The sequence below is a fragment of the Bacillota bacterium genome (genome assembly GCA_040754315.1).
Classification (GTDB): Bacteria; Bacillota; Sulfobacillia; order DUSP01; family JBFMCS01; genus JBFMCS01.
This window is the reverse complement of sequence record JBFMCS010000017.1, coordinates 1-17853: the sequence shown is the minus strand read 5'-3', so window position 1 is coordinate 17853 and position 17853 is coordinate 1. Positions and strand designations below refer to the sequence as shown.

The 17853-nt window shown below is 62.0% G+C and carries 21 protein-coding genes and 1 pseudogene; 12 read left to right on the top strand and 10 right to left on the bottom strand.

All coding sequences use genetic code 11. The features are described 5' to 3' along the window. Positions 1-114, bottom strand: a pseudogene (locus AB1576_03815) (RNA-guided endonuclease TnpB family protein). A 51-nt stretch (positions 115-165) separates the two neighbouring features. Between AB1576_03815 and AB1576_03810 the strand changes: the two are divergent. The 7 genes from AB1576_03810 to AB1576_03780 all read left to right on the top strand — a co-directional run bounded on the left by AB1576_03810 (position 166) and on the right by AB1576_03780 (position 6322). Further along, positions 166-441 carry an AbrB/MazE/SpoVT family DNA-binding domain-containing protein gene (locus tag AB1576_03810; protein ID MEW6080901.1) on the top strand — a complete coding sequence of 92 codons (276 nt, stop codon included), beginning with the start codon at positions 166-168 and terminating at the stop codon, positions 439-441. 210 nt (positions 442-651) lie between these two features. Further along, positions 652-1347, top strand: a complete 696-nt coding sequence (locus tag AB1576_03805; GenBank protein ID MEW6080900.1) for a YIP1 family protein — start codon at positions 652-654, stop codon at positions 1345-1347. Positions 1348-1369: 22 nt separating this feature from the next. Continuing rightward, positions 1370-2608, top strand: coding sequence for an efflux RND transporter periplasmic adaptor subunit (locus AB1576_03800; protein ID MEW6080899.1), 1239 nt, complete (start codon positions 1370-1372; stop codon positions 2606-2608). Further along, positions 2605-3285: an ABC transporter ATP-binding protein gene (locus tag AB1576_03795; protein MEW6080898.1), complete on the top strand. Its 681-nt coding sequence runs from the start codon at positions 2605-2607 to the stop codon at positions 3283-3285. The genes AB1576_03800 and AB1576_03795 overlap by 4 nt, the downstream gene beginning before the upstream one ends. Beyond that, complete coding sequence (locus AB1576_03790; protein ID MEW6080897.1) at positions 3282-4475, top strand: ABC transporter permease; 1194 nt, start codon at positions 3282-3284, stop codon at positions 4473-4475. Before AB1576_03795 ends, AB1576_03790 begins: the two co-directional genes overlap by 4 nt. An 81-nt stretch (positions 4476-4556) precedes the next feature. Then, entirely contained in the window at positions 4557-5552 is a 996-nt protein-coding gene (locus tag AB1576_03785) for an ATP-binding cassette domain-containing protein (GenBank protein MEW6080896.1), read from the top strand. Continuing rightward, a complete protein-coding gene (locus AB1576_03780) occupies positions 5549-6322 on the top strand; it encodes an ABC transporter permease (GenBank protein MEW6080895.1) in 774 nt (257 codons plus the stop codon). Before AB1576_03785 ends, AB1576_03780 begins: the two co-directional genes overlap by 4 nt. Before the next feature lie 96 nt (positions 6323-6418). On the opposite strand, the gene AB1576_03775 is transcribed toward AB1576_03780, so the two are convergent. Further along, positions 6419-7930, bottom strand: a complete 1512-nt coding sequence (locus AB1576_03775; GenBank protein MEW6080894.1) for a DUF438 domain-containing protein — start codon at positions 7928-7930, stop codon at positions 6419-6421. 113 nt (positions 7931-8043) lie between these two features. Here AB1576_03775 and AB1576_03770 point away from each other — a divergent pair, with 113 nt between their 5' ends. After that, positions 8044-8676, top strand: coding sequence for a histidine phosphatase family protein (locus AB1576_03770; GenBank protein ID MEW6080893.1), 633 nt, complete (start codon positions 8044-8046; stop codon positions 8674-8676). Here the strand turns inward: AB1576_03770 and AB1576_03765 are convergent. Next, on the bottom strand, positions 8637-9548 hold the full coding sequence (locus AB1576_03765; GenBank protein MEW6080892.1) for an EamA family transporter: 912 nt from the start codon (positions 9546-9548) through the stop codon (positions 8637-8639). The genes AB1576_03770 and AB1576_03765 overlap by 40 nt on opposite strands. Before the next feature lie 73 nt (positions 9549-9621). On the opposite strand from AB1576_03765, the gene AB1576_03760 reads away from it, so the two are divergent. Then, positions 9622-10020, top strand: coding sequence for a hypothetical protein (locus tag AB1576_03760; protein MEW6080891.1), 399 nt, complete (start codon positions 9622-9624; stop codon positions 10018-10020). A 22-nt stretch (positions 10021-10042) separates the two neighbouring features. Here AB1576_03760 and AB1576_03755 read toward each other — a convergent pair whose 3' ends face one another. Then, a complete protein-coding gene (locus AB1576_03755) occupies positions 10043-10291 on the bottom strand; it encodes a hypothetical protein (GenBank protein MEW6080890.1) in 249 nt (82 codons plus the stop codon). 16 nt (positions 10292-10307) lie between these two features. Then, entirely contained in the window at positions 10308-11264 is a 957-nt protein-coding gene (locus AB1576_03750) for a D-Ala-D-Ala carboxypeptidase family metallohydrolase (GenBank protein MEW6080889.1), read from the bottom strand. Between the two features lie 85 nt (positions 11265-11349). Between AB1576_03750 and AB1576_03745 the strand changes: the two genes are divergently transcribed. From AB1576_03745 to AB1576_03735, 3 genes are all read left to right on the top strand, one after another. After that, complete coding sequence (locus AB1576_03745) at positions 11350-11493, top strand: hypothetical protein (protein ID MEW6080888.1); 144 nt, start codon at positions 11350-11352, stop codon at positions 11491-11493. A gap of 298 nt (positions 11494-11791) precedes the next feature. After that, positions 11792-12487, top strand: coding sequence for a phosphate signaling complex protein PhoU (phoU, locus tag AB1576_03740; GenBank protein MEW6080887.1), 696 nt, complete (start codon positions 11792-11794; stop codon positions 12485-12487). A 13-nt stretch (positions 12488-12500) separates the two neighbouring features. Beyond that, a complete protein-coding gene (locus AB1576_03735; GenBank protein ID MEW6080886.1) occupies positions 12501-14108 on the top strand; it encodes a Na/Pi cotransporter family protein in 1608 nt (535 codons plus the stop codon). Positions 14109-14472: 364 nt separating this feature from the next. Here AB1576_03735 and AB1576_03730 read toward each other — a convergent pair whose 3' ends face one another. The 5 genes from AB1576_03730 to AB1576_03710 form a co-directional block, all read right to left on the bottom strand. Then, complete coding sequence (locus AB1576_03730; GenBank protein ID MEW6080885.1) at positions 14473-14829, bottom strand: nucleotidyltransferase domain-containing protein; 357 nt, start codon at positions 14827-14829, stop codon at positions 14473-14475. Then, the gene (locus tag AB1576_03725; GenBank protein MEW6080884.1) at positions 14792-15181 is read right to left on the bottom strand and encodes a HEPN domain-containing protein; all 390 of its coding nucleotides are present in this window, start codon (positions 15179-15181) and stop codon (positions 14792-14794) included. Before AB1576_03725 ends, AB1576_03730 begins: the two co-directional genes overlap by 38 nt. Positions 15182-15302: 121 nt before the next feature. Next, positions 15303-16196, bottom strand: coding sequence for a DMT family transporter (locus AB1576_03720; GenBank protein MEW6080883.1), 894 nt, complete (start codon positions 16194-16196; stop codon positions 15303-15305). Further along, positions 16193-17548 (bottom strand): MATE family efflux transporter, encoded by a 1356-nt coding sequence (locus tag AB1576_03715; GenBank protein MEW6080882.1) that lies wholly within the window; start codon positions 17546-17548, stop codon positions 16193-16195. The genes AB1576_03720 and AB1576_03715 overlap by 4 nt, the downstream gene beginning before the upstream one ends. 22 nt (positions 17549-17570) lie before the next feature. Next, entirely contained in the window at positions 17571-17744 is a 174-nt protein-coding gene (locus AB1576_03710; GenBank protein ID MEW6080881.1) for a hypothetical protein, read from the bottom strand. Positions 17745-17853: the final 109 nt, after the last annotated feature.

Sequence of the window (17853 nt, the reverse complement as noted above, 5' to 3'; positions counted from 1 at the left end):
TTTCCCACGAAAGCGGGGATAGCCGGGCTTCTCCCCGGTTTTGATCCTGCGGAAGAAAGCCTTGAAGGCAAGGTCAATGCGGACAGCGACATTTTGCAGAACCTGGGAATGAACGCTGGCGAGCGAGAGATCATAAACCTTAAAATGTTCCAAGAGGAGTAGAAGATGGAGCCTAGCAAGGGAAAGAAGTTCTACGGTTCGGCTACCGTGAGCGAGCGAGGCCAGATAGTGATCCCGGCCGGTGCCAGGCGCGACTTCGGGATCAAGCCCGGGGCGAAGCTCTTGGTGTTCGGAGACCTGGACCAGGGGCTCGCCATGGCCACTGTAGGCCTCCTCAGGAAGACGATGGAGGGTGCCATGGCCCTCCTCGGCGAGGTTGCCACAGCGATGGAGGAGGAGGGGTTGACGCCCGGCGACGCCGGCGAGCACGACCCTGAGTAAGGGGACTTCCCCGGTGTGTCCTGGGCCAGGCCAACTGGTGTCGCCTCCGGGTTGGTCTGGTCCATCAACACAGAAAGGATTGAGTTGTGATACGGTTGCGCCGGACCTTTCCCTGTTCCCGGCTTCACATAATAGGTGAGAGTACCGGAGGCAGGGAGGTTTTCCCCCCTTGCCGAGCCCGGCCCAACGCAGATTGAAGGAGGTATTAATATGTCCCGTGGAGCGACCGCAGCCTTGAAGGCCGTGCCCGGAGTGATGCTGGACCCTCGCGGTACGTTCGGGTGTCTCAAGGAGACCCCATTTGTGCTAGTGCCCCTGCTCACGCTGGCCCTGGTAAACTGTGTCTACGCCATCGTCACCCTGCCCAAGATCAGGGAACTTGCCATGCACCAGATAGAGCTGGCTGGAGATGCCGTCCCCGCCGAGCAGGTGGAGATCGCGCTGAAGGCAATCACCTGGGGAGCCCCTGCCGGGGCCATCTTCACGGCGGTGGCGATCCCCCTGGCCATTGCCCTGGCCCTCCTCCTTATTGGACAGTTCGTTGAGGGTGACGCCCCTTTTAGGGGCCTGGTGTCCCTGGTGGCCTACGCCCAGATGCCTTCACTCCTGAAGGGCCTGGCTGTGACGGTTATCGGCCTGGCGACTCCGGCTCAGGAGATGCAGAACATCACAACCAGCCTGGCCTTGATACTCCCCAGGGAACAGGCGGGGTCCACGCTCTACCGCTTGCTCTCCTTCGTGGACCCCTTCGTGTGGTGGGGCCTATACGTGATGATTGTGGGCTACGCTGCCTTCAACTCCTTTACCATGAAGAAGTCCGCCAAGGTCATAATCGCGCTGTACCTGGTGTATGCGGTGATTTCCTTCCTTCTTATGAAGAGGTTCGTGCCTACGCCTGGGGTGTAGAGTCAAAGGAGGTTTCCCAAAGTTGACTGGGAGGTTCAAAGGAGTCCTTGTTGCCGTGGCGGCCCTCACGGTGTTGGCGCTAATCGTGTACGGGAATATGTGGAGGACCCGGGCGGCATCAGGCACCGAGGTCATGGTGGAGGCGGCCTCGCCTGCCACCATCGAGTCTAGTTCCTTCTCCACGGGAGAGGTTGAGGCCGCAGGCATGGTGGAGGCCCGGGCCTCCATGGCTGGCATCCTGGAGAGCGTGGCGGTGCAAGCAGGAGACATGGTGCAGGAGGGCTCGGTGCTTGCCAGGTACCGCCTCCAGGACCTCATCGACCGCAAGGTCTCTATGGAGAGCGCCCTGGCTTCAGCCCGGGCGAACCTGACGGCCCTGTCTACCAGGGCCAGGCAGGGATCGGAGGAGGCCCAGATCAACCTGGCCATGGCGGAAATCGCCCTTACCGTGGCCAAGGAGGCCTTTGATGATGCCCACCGGTGGCCCCCTTGGGATGACCAGTTCATCGATGCGAAGCGCGCCTGGGAGCGTGCCCAGGCTGACTACGAGATGGCGCGGATCAACGCAGAGCGGGTAACGGTGAGCCCTGAGGAAATGGAGGCTGCCAGGGCCAGCTACAGGGCCGCTGAGGTCCAGGCGGAGCAGGCCAGGGAAGACCTGGAGAAGGCTGACATGCTAAGCCCCATCAACGGGGTTGTCCTGGCGGTGCATGCCGGCGACGGCCAGCAGGTCACAGCCGGGCAGCTCCTGGCAGAGCTGTCTGACCCCCTAATGGTGAAGGTCAAGGCCAAGGTAGATGAGCTGGACATCGCCTCAGTCAGCGTGGGGCAGGCGGCCAGGGTTACCACCCAGGCCTACCCCGGGCGGGAGTTCAAGGGGCAGGTGTCATGGATATCCCCCACGGCCCAGAGAGACGGGAATGTGGCCAACTTCATAGTAGAGGTGGACATAGAGAACCCCGAAGGATTGCTCAAGCCGGGCATGTCGGTGGATGTGGACCTCATCCATGCCAGGGTGGAGGCCCATGTCACGGTGCCCCTGGAGGCCGTGCGGGATATCGCCGGGAAGAAGGTTGTGTTTGTTATCGAGGAGGGTGTGGCCAAGGAGCGAGAGGTTGAGGTGGGCGCCGCTAATGGCACACGGACCGAGATTGCCAGCGGCCTGAAGGCAGGAGAGAGTGTCGTGGTGGGCCCGCAGGGGACCCTCAGAACCCTGAAGGACGGGGCTCGCGTTTGGGCTCCTGAGGGGGATAAGGAATGATCTGTCTCAGGGGAGTGAGCAAGGTCTACACTCTGGGTGGCACTGAGGTGCGAGCCCTGGACGGGGTGGACCTTGAGGTATCCGAGGGGGAGTTTGTTGCCATCATGGGCCCCTCAGGTTCGGGGAAGTCCACCTTCCTCAACATCGTGGGGTGCCTGGATACGCCCACCGGGGGGGACTATCTTCTCCGGGGCAAACCCGTAAACGGCCTGGATCCGGATGAGCTGGCCAGGGTTAGAAACCGCGAGGTGGGCTTCGTGTTCCAGACCTTCAACCTGCTGCCCCGGATGAACGCCGTGCGGAATGTGGAACTCCCCATGCTCTATGCTGGGCTGCCGCCAAGGGAGCGGCTCGAGCGGGCCATGGAGGCCCTGGAGAGGGTGGGACTGGGCCACCGGCATCGTCACCGCCCCAATGAGCTCTCCGGCGGGGAGCGGCAGAGAGTGGCCATAGCGCGGGCCTTGGTGAACCGGCCCGCGCTTATCCTGGCGGATGAGCCCACGGGAAACCTTGACACCAAGGCGGGCCAGGAGATAATGGGCCTTCTAACCAGCTTGAACGCAGATGGTAAAACCCTGATGGTAGTGACTCATGACCCGGAAATAGCCGTCTTGGCCCGGCGGCAGGTTCGCTTCCGGGACGGCCAGAAGGTGTCCGACGAGGTGGTGAAGCCATGAACCTCAAGGAGAGCCTGCGAGTGGCCCTGGACAGCATCTGGGCAAACAGGTTGAGGGCATTCCTGACCATGCTGGGCATTGTCATTGGCGTGGCCGCTGTCATCGCTGTGGTTGCCATAGCCCAGGGAGGGCAGGCCATGATACTGGGGGAAATAGAGGGTTTAGGCTCTAACCTCCTGTGGGTGTTTCCCCAAGACCTTAACGAGAGCCTGCACTGGGAACGAATGGAATGGATGGAGACCAGGGACATGGAGGCCTTGCAGGCGTCTTCACCCTACATCGCCGCCGTGACCCCTGAGAACATGCGGACGGTAACCCTCAAGGCTGGCACCACCTCCAAGACGACCTCAGCCTCGGGCGTGAGCCATTCCTTCGCTGACATGAGAAACCTGAGCATCTCCCAGGGAAGGTTCTTCACCCGGGAAGAGGAGAAAGGCTCCCGCAGGGTTGCGGTGGTGGCCAGCAATGTGCCCAAGGACTTGTTCGACGGCAGAAACCCCGTGGGGGAGGCCCTGTACATGGACGGCATCAGGTTCACCGTCACCGGGGTGCTGGAGGAGGACGAGGGGGGCATGTTCGCGGACCGTACCGCCAATGACAGGATCTACGTGCCCTACACCGCCCTGCACCGGCTCCTGGGCGAGAAGCGGCTGGATGTCGTGTTCATCCAGGCTATGACCCCAGAATCCATGCCCGAGGTGAAGGAGGTCATCCTGGAGGTCCTAGAGAAGCGTTTTGGTGAGGATAGGTTCGCCGTCCAGAGCCTCAACGAAGTCATTGCGGTAGCCCAGAGTGTCACGGGCATAATGACAAACGTGGTGGCGGGCATCGCCGCAGTGGCCCTGCTGGTGGGGGGTATCGGCATAATGAACATCATGCTGGTATCAGTTACGGAGCGCACCAGGGAGATCGGTATCCGGAAGGCCCTGGGGGCCCGGCGGAGAGACCTGCTCTACCAGTTCTTGGTGGAGGCTGTGGTGCTCTCGGGGGTAGGAGGCTTGGTAGGGATCGTTGTTGGGGGCGGCCTGGTTAGCGTTGTGGCAAGGCTGGCTCGCCTTCCCTCCCTCATATCCGTCCAGTCCGTGGTACTGGCGTTCCTCTTCGCCGCCGGGGTGGGGGTGCTCTTTGGAGTCTACCCCGCGAGCAAGGCCGCGAAGATGGATCCCATCGATGCCTTGAGATATGAATAGGAGATCCCAGCCGCTCTCCCCTTGAGAACGCTGGGGCATGAGGCAACCTGGGCTGCCTGGACAGGGGAAGGAGTCAAGGTATTGGCGGCCATAATCGAGGCTATGGACCTCAAGAAGAGGTACCGCGGGGGCATCGAGGCGGTAAAGGGTGTCTCCTTCAGTGTGTCCCAGGGCGAGATCTTCGGGTTCCTCGGTCCGAACGGTGCTGGCAAGTCCACGACCATCCACATGCTCATAACCCTCATCAGGCCCACGTCCGGGAGAGCCCAGGTGGCTGGCTGGGACATTGTCACCCACCCCTCCAGGGTGCGGCAGTCCATCGGCTTCGTTTCCCAGGACATAGCGGTGGACGATGCCCTCACCGGCCGGGAGAACCTCCTTTTGCAGGCCAGGCTCTACCATCTCACCAGGGAGGAGGCGGCTTTGCGCTCCCGGGAGGTGCTCAGGATGGTGGAGCTGGAGGACAGGGCCGGCCACCTTGTGAGCACGTACTCCGGGGGCATGCGGAAGCGCCTGGATATCGCGGAGGGCCTGATCCACCGTCCCAAGGTTCTCTTCCTGGATGAGCCTACCCTGGGCCTGGACATCCAGACAAGGCGAAGGATCTGGGACTACATAGTCCGGCTCCGGGAGTCTGAGAACATCACCGTATTCCTTACCACCCACTACATGGAGGAGGCGGACACCCTGTGTGACCGTGTGGCCATCATCGACGGTGGCACGATAGTGGCCTCAGGAACCCCAGGGGACCTCAAGGCCCAGGTTGGCGGGGATATGGTAACCATGAGGGTGAGCGGCGACATGTCCCAGGTGGTTGCTGGCTTGGGAGCCTTAGAGTTCGTGGAGAGGGTGGAGATTGAAAACGGGTCCCTTCGATTGACGGTCAGGGATGGCGAGACGGCGGTGCCACAAATCCTCACGGCCGTAGTAAACCTTGGGCAGGATGTCCTCTCCATGGCCCTGAGGGGTTCCACCCTGGACGATGTGTTTCTTCACTACACTGGCAGGGCGCTCAGGCATGATGAGGGAGGGGACTTCCTCCGGACCTCGATGGCCCTGAAGAGGGCGAGACGATGATGGGCACCTTTTTCCATGATACCTGGTGGGTTGCATGGCGGGAACTCAAGCACTTCCTGGGACAGAGGGTACGGATCCTCCTGTCGCTGGTACAGCCGGTCATCTGGCTCACGCTGGTGGGGAACCTCTTCGGCCAGATCGCCAGGGTACCCGGGTTCCCGGCTGGGAGGTACCTGGACTACATGGCCCCAGGGGTCATAGTCATGGTGACCCTGTTCGCCGGGATATATGGGGGGCTGTCCGTGGTATGGGACAGGAGGATGGGCTTTCTGCAGAAGCTCCTGGCGGCTCCCATCTCCAGGGCGTCAATGGTATACGGCAAGATGCTGGCCATCGGCGTGCAATCGGGTTTCCAGTCCGTGGTGATCTTCCTTATAGCCATGGCGCTGGACGTCAAGTTCTCCGCGGGGCCCCTGGGAGTCCCCGTGCTGGTGCTCCTGGCGATGCTCCTTACCATGGTGTTCGCCGGGATCTCCCTGGCGTTCGGCGCGGTCATCCACTCCCATGATGCCCTCATGGCTGTGATCAACTTCTTCACCCTGCCCCTGGTGTTCACAAGCAGTGCCATGATGCCGGCCTCAATGCTCCCGGGCTGGCTTGCCCAGGTTACCCGGGCGAACCCCCTCACCTACGCAGTGGGGCCCATGAGGGCGCTCTTCCTGGTGGGGTGGGAGGCCAGGGAGCTCCTCACCGGCATTTTCGCCCTGGCGCTCCTGGCGGTGCTCTCCGGCGCCCTGGCAGCCTACCTCTTCCGGAGGAGCGCAGCATGAGGTTCCCGGGCCCGTTAGGGCCACGATCCTGCCGCCAGGGGACGACGGGCGTGGAGTGCCCCGATGCCTGGGAGGCCCCTGGTCTTGAGGGGTCATCTACCAGTCAAGAAGCCTTCGCTCTCCCTCCAGTCCCCTTATCCCGGTGACGTCCTGGCTCACCTCCAGGGTGCCCCTGTAACGGCCTTGACCATCCCTCACGGCGTAGTACCTTATGTGTACGAAACGTCCCTTCAGCTGGAGCCAGAACTCCGCCACGTCCTTGGAGCCATCCCGGAACTCATCAAGAATGCGCTGCACCACGTGGACGCTGTCAGGGGGGTGGCAGTTCTGCACCTTGCGCCCGATGATCCCTGGGCTCCTGGGAAACACCCTTTCCCCCTCGGAATAGAACCTCACCTCGTCGTTTTCGTCCACAAAGGTCACATCCACGGGCATGTAACGGAAGACCAGGTTGATCTCCTCCAGGGTAAGCCTGCCTGTGTGCAGCGCCAGCAGGTCCTCGCTCTCCCCTGGCATGGGCTCACGGGCGGGGGGTGCCGCCCCGTCCCCGGGTTCGGGGCCAGGCTTCCATCCTTGGGCGGCGGTGATGAGGGTGAACCCGAACTCCCCTTCGCCCTCCTTTACACTGGCCCAGTCGGCCTCGGTAAACACGTCCATGCACATGGGGATGAGGATCTTCTCCTCCTTGAAGAACATCTCTTCCACCATCTGGAGGAGTTCCCCGGCGCCTTCCACGAAGGCTGAGGCGTCTCCCTTCCCCATGTACTCCCGGACAGCCTTGAGGCGCTGGCGGATGTCGTCGTGGACCGCCCACATGACCTGCGGAGGCGCGTCCACCCCGTACCTTTCGAGGATCGGGAAGATCTGGTACTCCTTCCTCATGTAGTGGTTGTCCAGCTGGCCGAGGCGTTCCAGGTCTTCCTCCAGGCGGGACCTGAGGGAATCCAGATTGGCCCGGGAAGGGGGCTTCCCCACTTCCTCCAGGGTCTTGCGGATTCCCTTCACCACTATACCGGCGGCCTGGTTCTCCAGGCGCATTGTATGGACGGGATGCCCAGGCGGGACCTCAACGGGCTCCTGCTCATCCAGGGAGGTGCGAAACAGCCCGGCGTGGACATCGCACAGGCGCTTCACCTCTTGCACCGGGAGGCCTTCGGCAACCAGCTGCTGTTCCATCTCGGCGATCTCGGTGGGAGAGAAGTCCCCCACGGCCTGGGAGAACCTGGCGGTGAGTTCCTCGGCGGGAACCCCGGCATGAAGGTCCCGGATGATGCCCTTGAGGATATCCATGCGCTCCTGGGTGATGGCGGGTTGGCCGCCCTCCACCTCCACGGCCTCGCTCGTTTTCTCCCTGATGGCCCTGGCCACCGCCTCCAGGAGCCTCCCCAGGTCTGTCTTGGCCAGGCTGGCGGCGCTGGCCAGTGTGGCCACCCGTGCGAAGGTCTTGCGCATCAGGGGGTTTCTGAGCCTCCTGAACTCAGGCGCATGTTCCGAGAGTACCTCAACGAGAAATGGATACCTATCCAGCAGGGGGCCCACCCGGGTTCCAGGCCCTATTTTCATACCCGCATCACCCTCCGCGAAGTTCTGGCCATAGAGGCCTGGCATGAGATTTCCACCACATCCCCCTGGTTCCCTCCTGGACTTCGCCCGGTATGGAGGGGATCCCAGTGGTGGAGGGAGAATACTGCGATATTAGCCACACGGGGGAGGGTTTGCACTTGGGCCGCATCTACCTGGTACGGCACGGCAGGACCCAGTGGAACCGGGACAAGGTCTTCCGGGGGATGGCCGAGGTGCCCCTTGATGAGATGGGAAGGGAACAGGCAAGGGCCATCGCAGGCGGGATCAGTGATGGTCTTACTGCTATCCTGACCAGCCCTGTGGGGCGAGCCATGGAGACCGCAGCCATTGCCGCCGGGGAGATGGGGGGACCCGAGCCTAGGGTCGTGGATGGCCTGAGGGACATTGACTTCGGCGTCTTGCAGGGGGTTTCCAAAGAGGAGGCCTGCCGGCGGTTTCCTGGTGTGATGGAGGAGTGGAGGTCCCGGCCCCAGGATGTCCGGTTTCCCCAGGGCGAGAGATTGGAAGAGGTGGCTGGCCGGGCCTGGGCGAGCCTGGTAGCCTTAGCCCGGGAGCACAGGGACGGCCGAGTCATGGCGGTCTCCCACAGGGTGGTTATAAAGGTTCTCCTCCTCAAGGCAATGGGGGCGGGACTCGAGTCATTCTGGCGAATCAGGCAGGATACCGCCTGCATCAACGTCCTGGACTTCGGGGACGAGGAGTTCTGGGTACGCAGGGTGAATGACACCTGTCATCTCAAGGGGCTCGGGCCTGGCAGGGTGGACTCCTGACTCTCTGGCCGGGACGCCAGTACGATGCCCCACAATACCATGGCCATGCCCAGGATGTCCAGGGGCCCCAGGCCCTCGTCCAGGAACACTAGGCCAAGGATGGCTGTGGCGATGGGCTCGATCGTGGCGGTGATGGAGGCCTTGCCCGCCTGGATGTGGCGGATGCCCCCGGTGAACAAGAGGAACGCTACCGTCCCGGGAAGTATAGCGTTGGCCATGGCCGCCGGCCACGCGCCCGTGGGAATGACAGGTGGGCCCTCAAGGCTGAAGGCAGCGTAGGCCAGGAGGAAGGGCAGGGCGACGCTCATGGTGGAGAACTGCACGGCGGCGGGGTGATACCGGGGGGCGAGCCCCTTTAGGACCAGGGTGTAGATGGCGTAGAACACCCCGGAACCCAGGCCGGTGGCCAGGGCCAGCCAGGACAGGTTGAGGCCCTGGCGGAAGAGGGCACCCCATGCCCCTGTCAGGAGCCCAAGCCCCACCACGGTGAGGACCACCGCCGTGATCTTCCGGGGGGTCAGGGGTTCCTTCAGGAAGACCCGGGCCAGGATGGCCACGAACACCGGGGCCGTGTAGTTCATGAGGGCTGCCAGGGCTACGCTGGTCAGGGTGACACAGGTTATGAAGAGCGGCTGGGACAGGGCGGGGCCCACGAAGCCGAGCACCAGGAAGATGGGGATATCCCTCCGCTGTATGCGCAGTAGGCGAGGTTGGGAAAGAAGTATCCACAGGCCCAGGATGGCCCAGGCCATGGATGCCCTCATGAGGACGATGAGGGATGCTTGGAGACCCTGCAGCTGCAAGAGCCGGACAAACAGGGAGCCTGAACCCCAGAGCACTCCGGCGGTGAGTACCATGATATAGGGTTTCAACCTGGCTTTTGCCTCCTGAGACTGCCGCATCCATTATAGCACAGGTTGTGATGGGGAAAGAGAGGTCCTTGGCTTGACGAGAAACCATTTCATATTGCTCTTCCTGGCTGTCGCCACCCTCATGGTGACCCGGGGTGGGGAGTTCTTCTGCACTCACGAGCTCTTGATACCCCGGAACGCCCAGCGTGCCTTCGTGCTTGCAGGTGGGAGGGAGGCTGCCCTCTCCCGGGAGGAGATCACCGAGTTCATCACATTGTTCAACATGGGCGAGGACCCGGTGCGGTACCCGGGCAAGCCGGTGGGCACCCGGGTGGTCCTGGAAATGGATGGAGGTGCAAGGATCACGGTGTGGAGTCACTCCCGGGAACGGGCTGGGGTGGAGACCGTGTCTTATGGGAACGTCAAGCGCTATACGGTGCTGGCCCCGGAGATGGCCCAGCACATCGCCGGACTCGAAGATCCCGGGGGCTGAAGCCGCACCCGGGGCCAGCGCCTCACCGGCCAAGGACGTGTTTCACTGTGCTGTAGAGACCTGTGGCGCTTAGCCCAACGGCCAGCCCCCTTATGAGGGTGGTAAACCACGGCGTCTCAGAAAAGTAGGTGTAGCCCAGGCTGATTACCAGGCCCAGGGCCACCGCCAAGAGGCCGCTGAACCTTGAGGGGAAGCCCAGCGCCTTGGCCAGCTGGACGACCCCCATGACCACCAGGACAGCGGGCATATCCCTTCCCACATCCATGTCCACTTCTTGTCACTCCTGCCTACCAGCGTCGCTTGGAGCCCACGTCAACGTGGAGGTGACCCTGGTATACTCCAATACCGCCGTTCTCGAAGAAGGGCATTGCCCTCCTGGTGAGTTCCTTAATGCTCATTCCCGGCACCCTTATATCTGCGGCCATTCCCTTCATGTGAAGGGAGTTCTTGGCGGCGCCTGGAAGGGTCCCGTTGTACTCTGGGCACCGGTAGCTGCTGGTGATGATGACTGGACGGCCAAGATCCGAGCGGAGTGCTTGCAGGCGCAGGACAAGGTCCTCAAACCCCTTGGAGAGCATCACGCGGGAGCAGTGGGGACATGAGAACTCCCTGGCATCGAAGTTCTGAGTGAGGCGGTAGTTAAGGCCCGGGTCCGCGAGGGCTTCCCCCGGACTCACCAGGATCTCGTGACGCGTCCAGGCAAGCGCTCCCAGCGTGGGGCTTCCGTCACCGTAGACCTTATGGCCATCCACCATAAAACAGGCGGCGGGGCCCGAAGGACCCGCCATGGCATCAACGCACCCGAGGTCCCTCATCCAGCAGGCCATGCCCCAAATGGTGGAGTCGCGGGCGGCCACCATGACATGCTCAGCGTCAGTGACACCCACGGCCACCCGGGGGATTATGGCCTGGGGGTGCGCGCTAATAGCCCCCTGGTGCTGCCGGAGGGCCCTTCCCTTGACCACCAGGAGGGGGCCCGCTTGGATGAGAAGCCTGTAGAGGGCAGCCCGGGATGGAGAAAGGCTCCACATGGGCCTTATCTCCAGGGACTCATCCTTCCGCGCCTTGGTGTGGCGCAGGGCCGGCCAGCCCTGTGCCACCTTGGAACTCAGCAAGGAGCCCTGGTACACCAAGGCGCCGTGAATGCCGTGCTCCCCGGGGTGCCCCAGGGTGGCTGCGCCGGCGTACCCTTTCCCCTGATCCTCCGGAAGTCTTACATGAAGGTCTTCTACCAGTATTCTCAAGGCCCACATCGCCCAGATGACACCCCAATCCCTCAGAGGTTCAATGGTTTAGCCACGGCTTACGTCAACCTGGCAGTGCCAGTATATGAAGGAGGAGTGGGCTTGGTTACAGGCCAGGGGGTTTCCCCTAGGGAGGCTGGGGCTCTTTGCCCTGGGTGAGGTATTCGCCGGGATGCTGGAGGGGAACTTTCCCATGCTCATCCACGGCTCTCGTCTGTGTGCGAGGTGAACACGGTGCTATCATGGAAATGCACTGGATACCAAAGCGATAAGGGGTTTCCCTAGGATGGGGTGTGTGAAGGTGTATAAAGGTGTATAGGCTCCGGTCATCGTCCCTCTTCAAGCTACGCTGAAGGGTGTTGAACACCAAGAAGAGGCTACCTGGAGAGGCCCCCTTCCCGGGGGCCCATGGCTTTGTGTGAAGGGGGCAGCCTTCCTGGAATTCCCGCGGGGCTCAAGGTGACAGGAATGGTGTTCGAAGATTAGAATAAGTGAAGGATAGCCTTGGGCCAAAGGGGGGTAGGGGCATGAAGGACGTCTACGGGGAGTGCCCAAGTTTCTATGACAGGGCCATCGAAGAGATCCAAGAGGACCTCGTGGACATGGCCAAGCAGGTTTCCCGTTCTCTTGCCCTGGCCATGGAGGCCCTGGAGAAAGGGAACGCAGGCGTGGCTCAGGGTGTCATCAAGGCTGATGACAACATCGACGAGGTGGACCATGCCATAGAGATGAGGGCCCTGGAGGTAATATCCCTGCAGCAGCCTACTACCACGGACCTCAGGGTGCTGGCCTCGGTGCTTAGGATAGTGAAGGAACTGGAGCGCATTGGGGATTATGCCGTGAACATTGCCCAGGTTGCCCAGAAGAGCGAGGCCCAGGGCTGGGAGGCACCCCCGGGAAAGGTCTTGGAGATGGCTGAACCGGTCCAGGGGATGTTCCGGGACGCCATGACCGCCTACATCCAGAGTGACCTGGATCTTGCCCTTCAGGTCGCCGGGGCTGATGACAGGGTGGACCGGTACTTCTACGAGACCCAGGCCGAGATGGTGGATGTCATGAAGGCAGACCCTTCCCGGGTGGAGATGGCCTCCCAGATGGCTCTGGTTGCCAGGTACCTGGAGCGAGCTGCGGATCATTCGGTGAACATCGCGGAGATGGCACACTTTAAGGTCACTGGGGAACGCCGTCCCTTCATGCCGAAGAGGGCCCGGAGGGTGCGCTAGGGAGGGGAGAGCGATGGATCTCGGCGTTGTGATGCTCCTGGCGGGAGGCCTGGGCTTTCTCCTCTACGGTGTGCATGTGGCCGCCAGTGGCCTGGAGAGGGTAGCGCACACCCGCATCAAGATGGCTCTCGAAACCACCGCCAGGTGGCCCATCGCCGGTGTGGCGCTGGGCTTTCTCATGACCGCTCTCATGCAGTCCAGCACCGCAGTCAGCGTTATGCTGGTGGGATTCGTGAAGGCATCCCTCCTCACGACCAGCCAGACCCTGGCGGTCCTGCTGGGATCCGGGCTGGGCACCACCGTGGCAGTCCAGCTCATCGCCTTCCGTGTTACGGACTACGCCCTGGTCCTGGTGGTCCCAGGGGTGGTACTCAGGGTGTTCGCCCGCAGGGCCCGCATGGCCAACCTGGGTTCGGTGATACTGGGTTCGGGCCTGATCTTCTATGGGATGGGTCTGATGCTGGACGCGGTGGAACCCATGAGGTCCCTTCCCTTCTTCAGAGAGGTCCTTGTGGGCCTGTCCAACAACCCCATCCGGGCCATACTGGCAGCCGCTGTCTTTGCCGCGCTGGCGCATAGCTCCGCTGCCACCGTGGCGCTGGTAATGGCCCTGGCCATCCACGCTGAGATCAGCCTGGCAGGGGCTTTGCCCTTGATAGTCGGGGCCAACGTGGGTACCACGGGAACCGCCTTGGTCTCAAGCTTGGCCGGTTCCCGGGAGTCCCAGCGAATGGCCCTGGCCAATGTGCTGTTCAAGGTGTTCGGGGCCCTCTTGGTGCTGCCTCTCCTGGGGCCTTGGGAGCAGGTGATCCGCTTCAGTACCAGTGACCCGGCGAGGCAGGTGGCCCACGCTCACACGGGGTTCAACCTGGTAGTACTGGTGGTGCTGTTACCCTTGTCGCCGTTCTTCTCCCGCCTGGTGCGGTGGATCCTCCCCGGGGTTCCGGCGGAGCGGCCTGTGCCCCTGTACCTGTCCGAGGGGGTTCTGGATGTTCCCGAAGTTGCGCTGGGCCAGGTGAAGAAGGAGGTTCTTCGCATGGCGGACCTGGTAAGGCGGAACCTCATGTCCCCTCTTATCCCCATACTGCGATCGGGGAATCCGGGCTTCATGGCCAGGGCAGAGGAGACCGAGCATACCCTGGATGTCCTTTATCGTTCCATCGTGACATACCTCGCCCAGCTCTCCCAGAAGGGGCTGGCGCCTGAGGCCTCCCTGGAGGGGGTGAAACTCCTCTACATCTCCAATGACCTGGAGCACCTGGGGGATACCTGCATGCAGATGGCCAGCATCTCCCGGAAGACCCAGGACTGGGGCATGGATCTGTCCAGGGAGGGATGGATTGAAATAGAAGACATGTACCACCAGGTTGAGGCGGGGTTCGACCGTGCCATTTCCGCCTTGGCCGATGGGGACACTGGCATGGCTAGGAGGGTTATCCAGGACCAGCCATTGGTGGCAAGGCTGGAGAAGCGGCTGCGCTATACCCATGTGTTGCGTATCCAGGAGGATGTGGCAGTCAGCCGGGACACCAGTGAGATCCACATGGACCTCATCTACGGGCTCCTGCGGATAAACCAGCACTCCGTCAGCATAGCCCAGGCGGTGATGGGCATCATCTAGACCCTGAGGCTCTTATAGCCAGGTGGCCACCAGCCGTTCAACCCCTATGTACCGGATACGAAGGGAACCACGAAGTGACCATTCGAGTCTCCCCGCTTCCGCATGGTCACGTCTTGGCGATGTGCCAGTCTCCCCTGGTAGGCGCGAAAGGCGGCTGTCTCCCGCAAAGTCCATCTTGTCTCTGTCGACCTTATACGAGGAGCCTCCCCCTGGAGACAAATTCGCAGGAACGACTTGTGCTGGATTCTTGACTGGCCATTGAGCCGGACGGATTACAGTGCGAAGATAGCAGTTCAACACCCGAAGGGCCGCGGTTAAGCCAGTAGGTCGCGTTGGTGTGAGCGTCGAAAACGCGGTGAGGGATCTAGGTGCAGTATACCCACACTGCTTCCCGAGCCAGAGAGTCAGCAAAACGCGGGCTGGTTCGTGGGAGAGCCTGCCATTCCTGAACCGTATATACCAGAAGATCGACGGGAACGGGCAGCCCGGTGGTGTCAAACTTCACTCCTCGCTCCATGAAGGGAACGGGAGACTCATCCACCACAATCACGAGATCCAGATCACTGCCCACCCCCCAGTCACCACGGGCGTATGATCCGAAGTAGCCCAATCGAACAATATTTTTGAACTTATCGATGATCTCTTCAGCCCAGCGCCTTATCGCTTTTTCAACAGACTGTGCATCAGGCCATGTGAACACGGGTGAACTCAACGATCTCACGGGCAAAGTCCAGCGCCTCCTTGCTCTGGATGGGCCCGTAGTGCTCAAAAGGGGCCCCCTCAACGTGTCCATTGGGATAGCGGGAGGGAACGTAGAAATTATCAAGCACACGGCCCTTTTCAATAAGGTGTTGCGGGACTGCGCAATGGGTGCCCAGTTCGGAGAGGATCTTGGCAACCACGTGCCCCCAGGCTTCCTGGCCAAGATGAAGGTGCAAGGCCTTTGCTGCCTTCTCCGCAGCTTGGTGGGCGGCAAAGCAGGCCCACTCATGACGTCCTGCCCGCAGGGAGTCCTCGGCCTGCTCCAGGTCTCGGGCAGATTGCCGCAACCAGTCACGAGCCCTATTCGACACCAGTCCCGTCACCTCGCTCAAGTTTACGGTTGACACCTCAAGTATAACATGAGAAAGAGTTGCTTGGACGCACGATAGGTGCAGGCTATGAATAACTTCTGTTCCGGGGTTATGCCGTCATCTAGACCGCCCTCTGGTTGAGTATAACACCCCCGATAACCATGGCCGCCCCAACAATGTGTACTGGCAGGAGGGGCTCCGCCAGGAGCACGGCTGCCGTGATCATGCCTGATATAGGCACCAGGTTGACGAAGACCGCAGCCCGGGTTGCCCCTAGCCTTTCAACCCCTGCGTACCACCAGACGAAGGCCAGCACCGTCACGAGGATGGTCAGGTAGACCAGAGAGCCCCAGGCTACCAGTGAGAGGCGGGCCCAAGGTGTGCCAAAGATCTGGGGAATGGCAAAGGGCAGGAAGAACAGGGTGCCTGCCACGCAGGTGTAGGCCACGGAGGTCACGGGGGAGTAGTGGGCCATGGCCTTCTTCCCTGCCACTGTGAAGGCGGCCCAGCACACTGGGGCCCCGAACAGGAGGAGCTGGTGGGGCCCTATCCCCCCGGACAGGAGCATGGAGGGTGAAGCCTTGGTCACTGTGATCATGGCTCCGAGGAACGCCAGGGCCAGAGCTACTCCCTGGATGGCTGTGAGCCTCTCCCGGAGGAAGAGGGCTCCCGCAATGGTGGTGAGAATGGGGTTTGTGGCTATGACCAGGGAGCTCTCACCAGCTGGGTTGAACTTCAGGCCGTAGAGGAAGAAGATGTTGTAGAGGAACGCCCCTGTGAAGCCCAGGAAGACAAGGAGAGGGATATGCTTCCTGCCAGGCAGGGCCTTCTTCCCTTCCTTGCGGAGGACCCATGGCACCAGGATCAGCGAACTGGCGGCGAAGCGGATGAAAGCCAGGGCAAAAGGGGGTATCTCCTGCACGGCTGCCTTTCCCGCCACGAAGGAGCCACCCCAGGTGATGGGTGCTCCCACCAGGAACAGGTACGTCAATATACGGGTGTCCAGCAATTTCACAGAACCATCCCCTTCCACTTGCCTCGCCTGAAGAACCACGCTGTCCCCGCAGCTTGAACAATCCAGTCGAGCAGGATAGCTATCCAAGCCCCAGTGAGCCCGAGGCCCATTCGCACCATGAGGGCGGCCATGGCTACCCTCACGCCCCAGGAGGCTGCCACAGTTACCAGGAAGACCGTCCTGGTGTCCCCTGCGCCCCGGAGGGCCCCGGCCAGGGTGTGGCCGATCCCGGTGAAGACCTGGGAGAAGGCGACTATCCTGAGGAGCATAGCTCCCTGCCCGGCTACAACAGGGTCGCCAGTGAAGGCCCTCACCAGGATACCGGGGAAAAGGCCGAAAAGTAGCCCCATGAAGCCCATGAATACGGCGCAGACCCTTGTGGATTCCCAGGCGTAGGCTTGGGCCCTTTCGGGTTGGGAGGCACCCAGTGACTGGCCCACGGTGGTGGCGGCCGCCACGGAAAACCCGATGGCAGGCATGAAGGAGATCAACTCGACCATGGACGCCACCGTCGCGCTGGCTACCGCGGTCGTGCCCAGGGCCGCCACAATCCTGAGGTGAACTGCCTGAGCAGTGCTGAGGTTCAGCCTCTCCACGATGGCTGGGAGCCCTATCCTCAGCATCCTGCGGATGACATTCGTATCCAGGCGGGCAAAGTCCGCTGCCAGGAGGTTCAGTCCCGAGCTGCCCCTGAGCATGAATACCAGAAGGCTTATGGCGGCCATGGTCCGGGCTATGCTGGTGGCCAGCCCGGCTCCGAGGAGTCCAAGGGCGGGGAAGCCCAGGTGCCCGAAGATGAGAACCCAGTTCAAAAACACGTTGAGGACATTGGCCAGCGCGTTTACCTTGAGAGGGGTCTTGGTGTCCCCAGCGCCCCTTAGCGCAAAGGTCATGGTGAGGGCAAGGAACAAGAAACCCAGGCCGGGGGAGAGGCCCCAGAGGTAGAGGCGGCCCATGTCCACCACTTCACCGGTGGCGCCCATGAGGGTCATTATCCTGGTGGCCCATATGAAGAAGCCAAGGGAAACGGCTACGGCTACCATGGCGAAGGAGAGGATGGCCTGGGCGGCTGCCCGGGATGCCTGGCGGTGCTCCCCGGCACCAATGTGCCGGGCGATGACCGCGGCCACCCCGGCGCCGAAGCCCAGCACTCCCGCATAGGGTATGAACACGGGGCGGAAACTCAGGCCCACCGCTGCGATGGCCTCAGGACCCAGGCGCCCCACCATAACCATGTCCACCATCTGGGTTGCCGTCTGGAGGGCCATCTCCGCTGCCACAGGCCATGCCAGCGCGACTATGTGGCGGCGCAGGCCGTGGGGGGGACGGGCTGGGGGTTCACCTTGAGTCAATGGCCTGATACCCCTCTTCCAACTAGTACCTGGTAAGCCTCAGGCTGCCCACTTCGGCCTGGAGCTCCAGGTTGATCCGTTTTCCGGCCTGGTCGTATCCAGGACTGAGCCACCATTCCTTGTCCCTGGAAAAACCCAGTTCCTGCAGGTTGTGAGAGGACAAGGCGCCTTGGGTACTAACCGTTCCAAAAAGCATAGCGTTTTATCAACTGCTAAGACGCCGGGCGAACAGCGCTCCCGACAATTTGCGCCGGGGGATCGCACCCCGGTGCCGGAGCCAGACCATCTCGCGGCGGGCCGTGTGC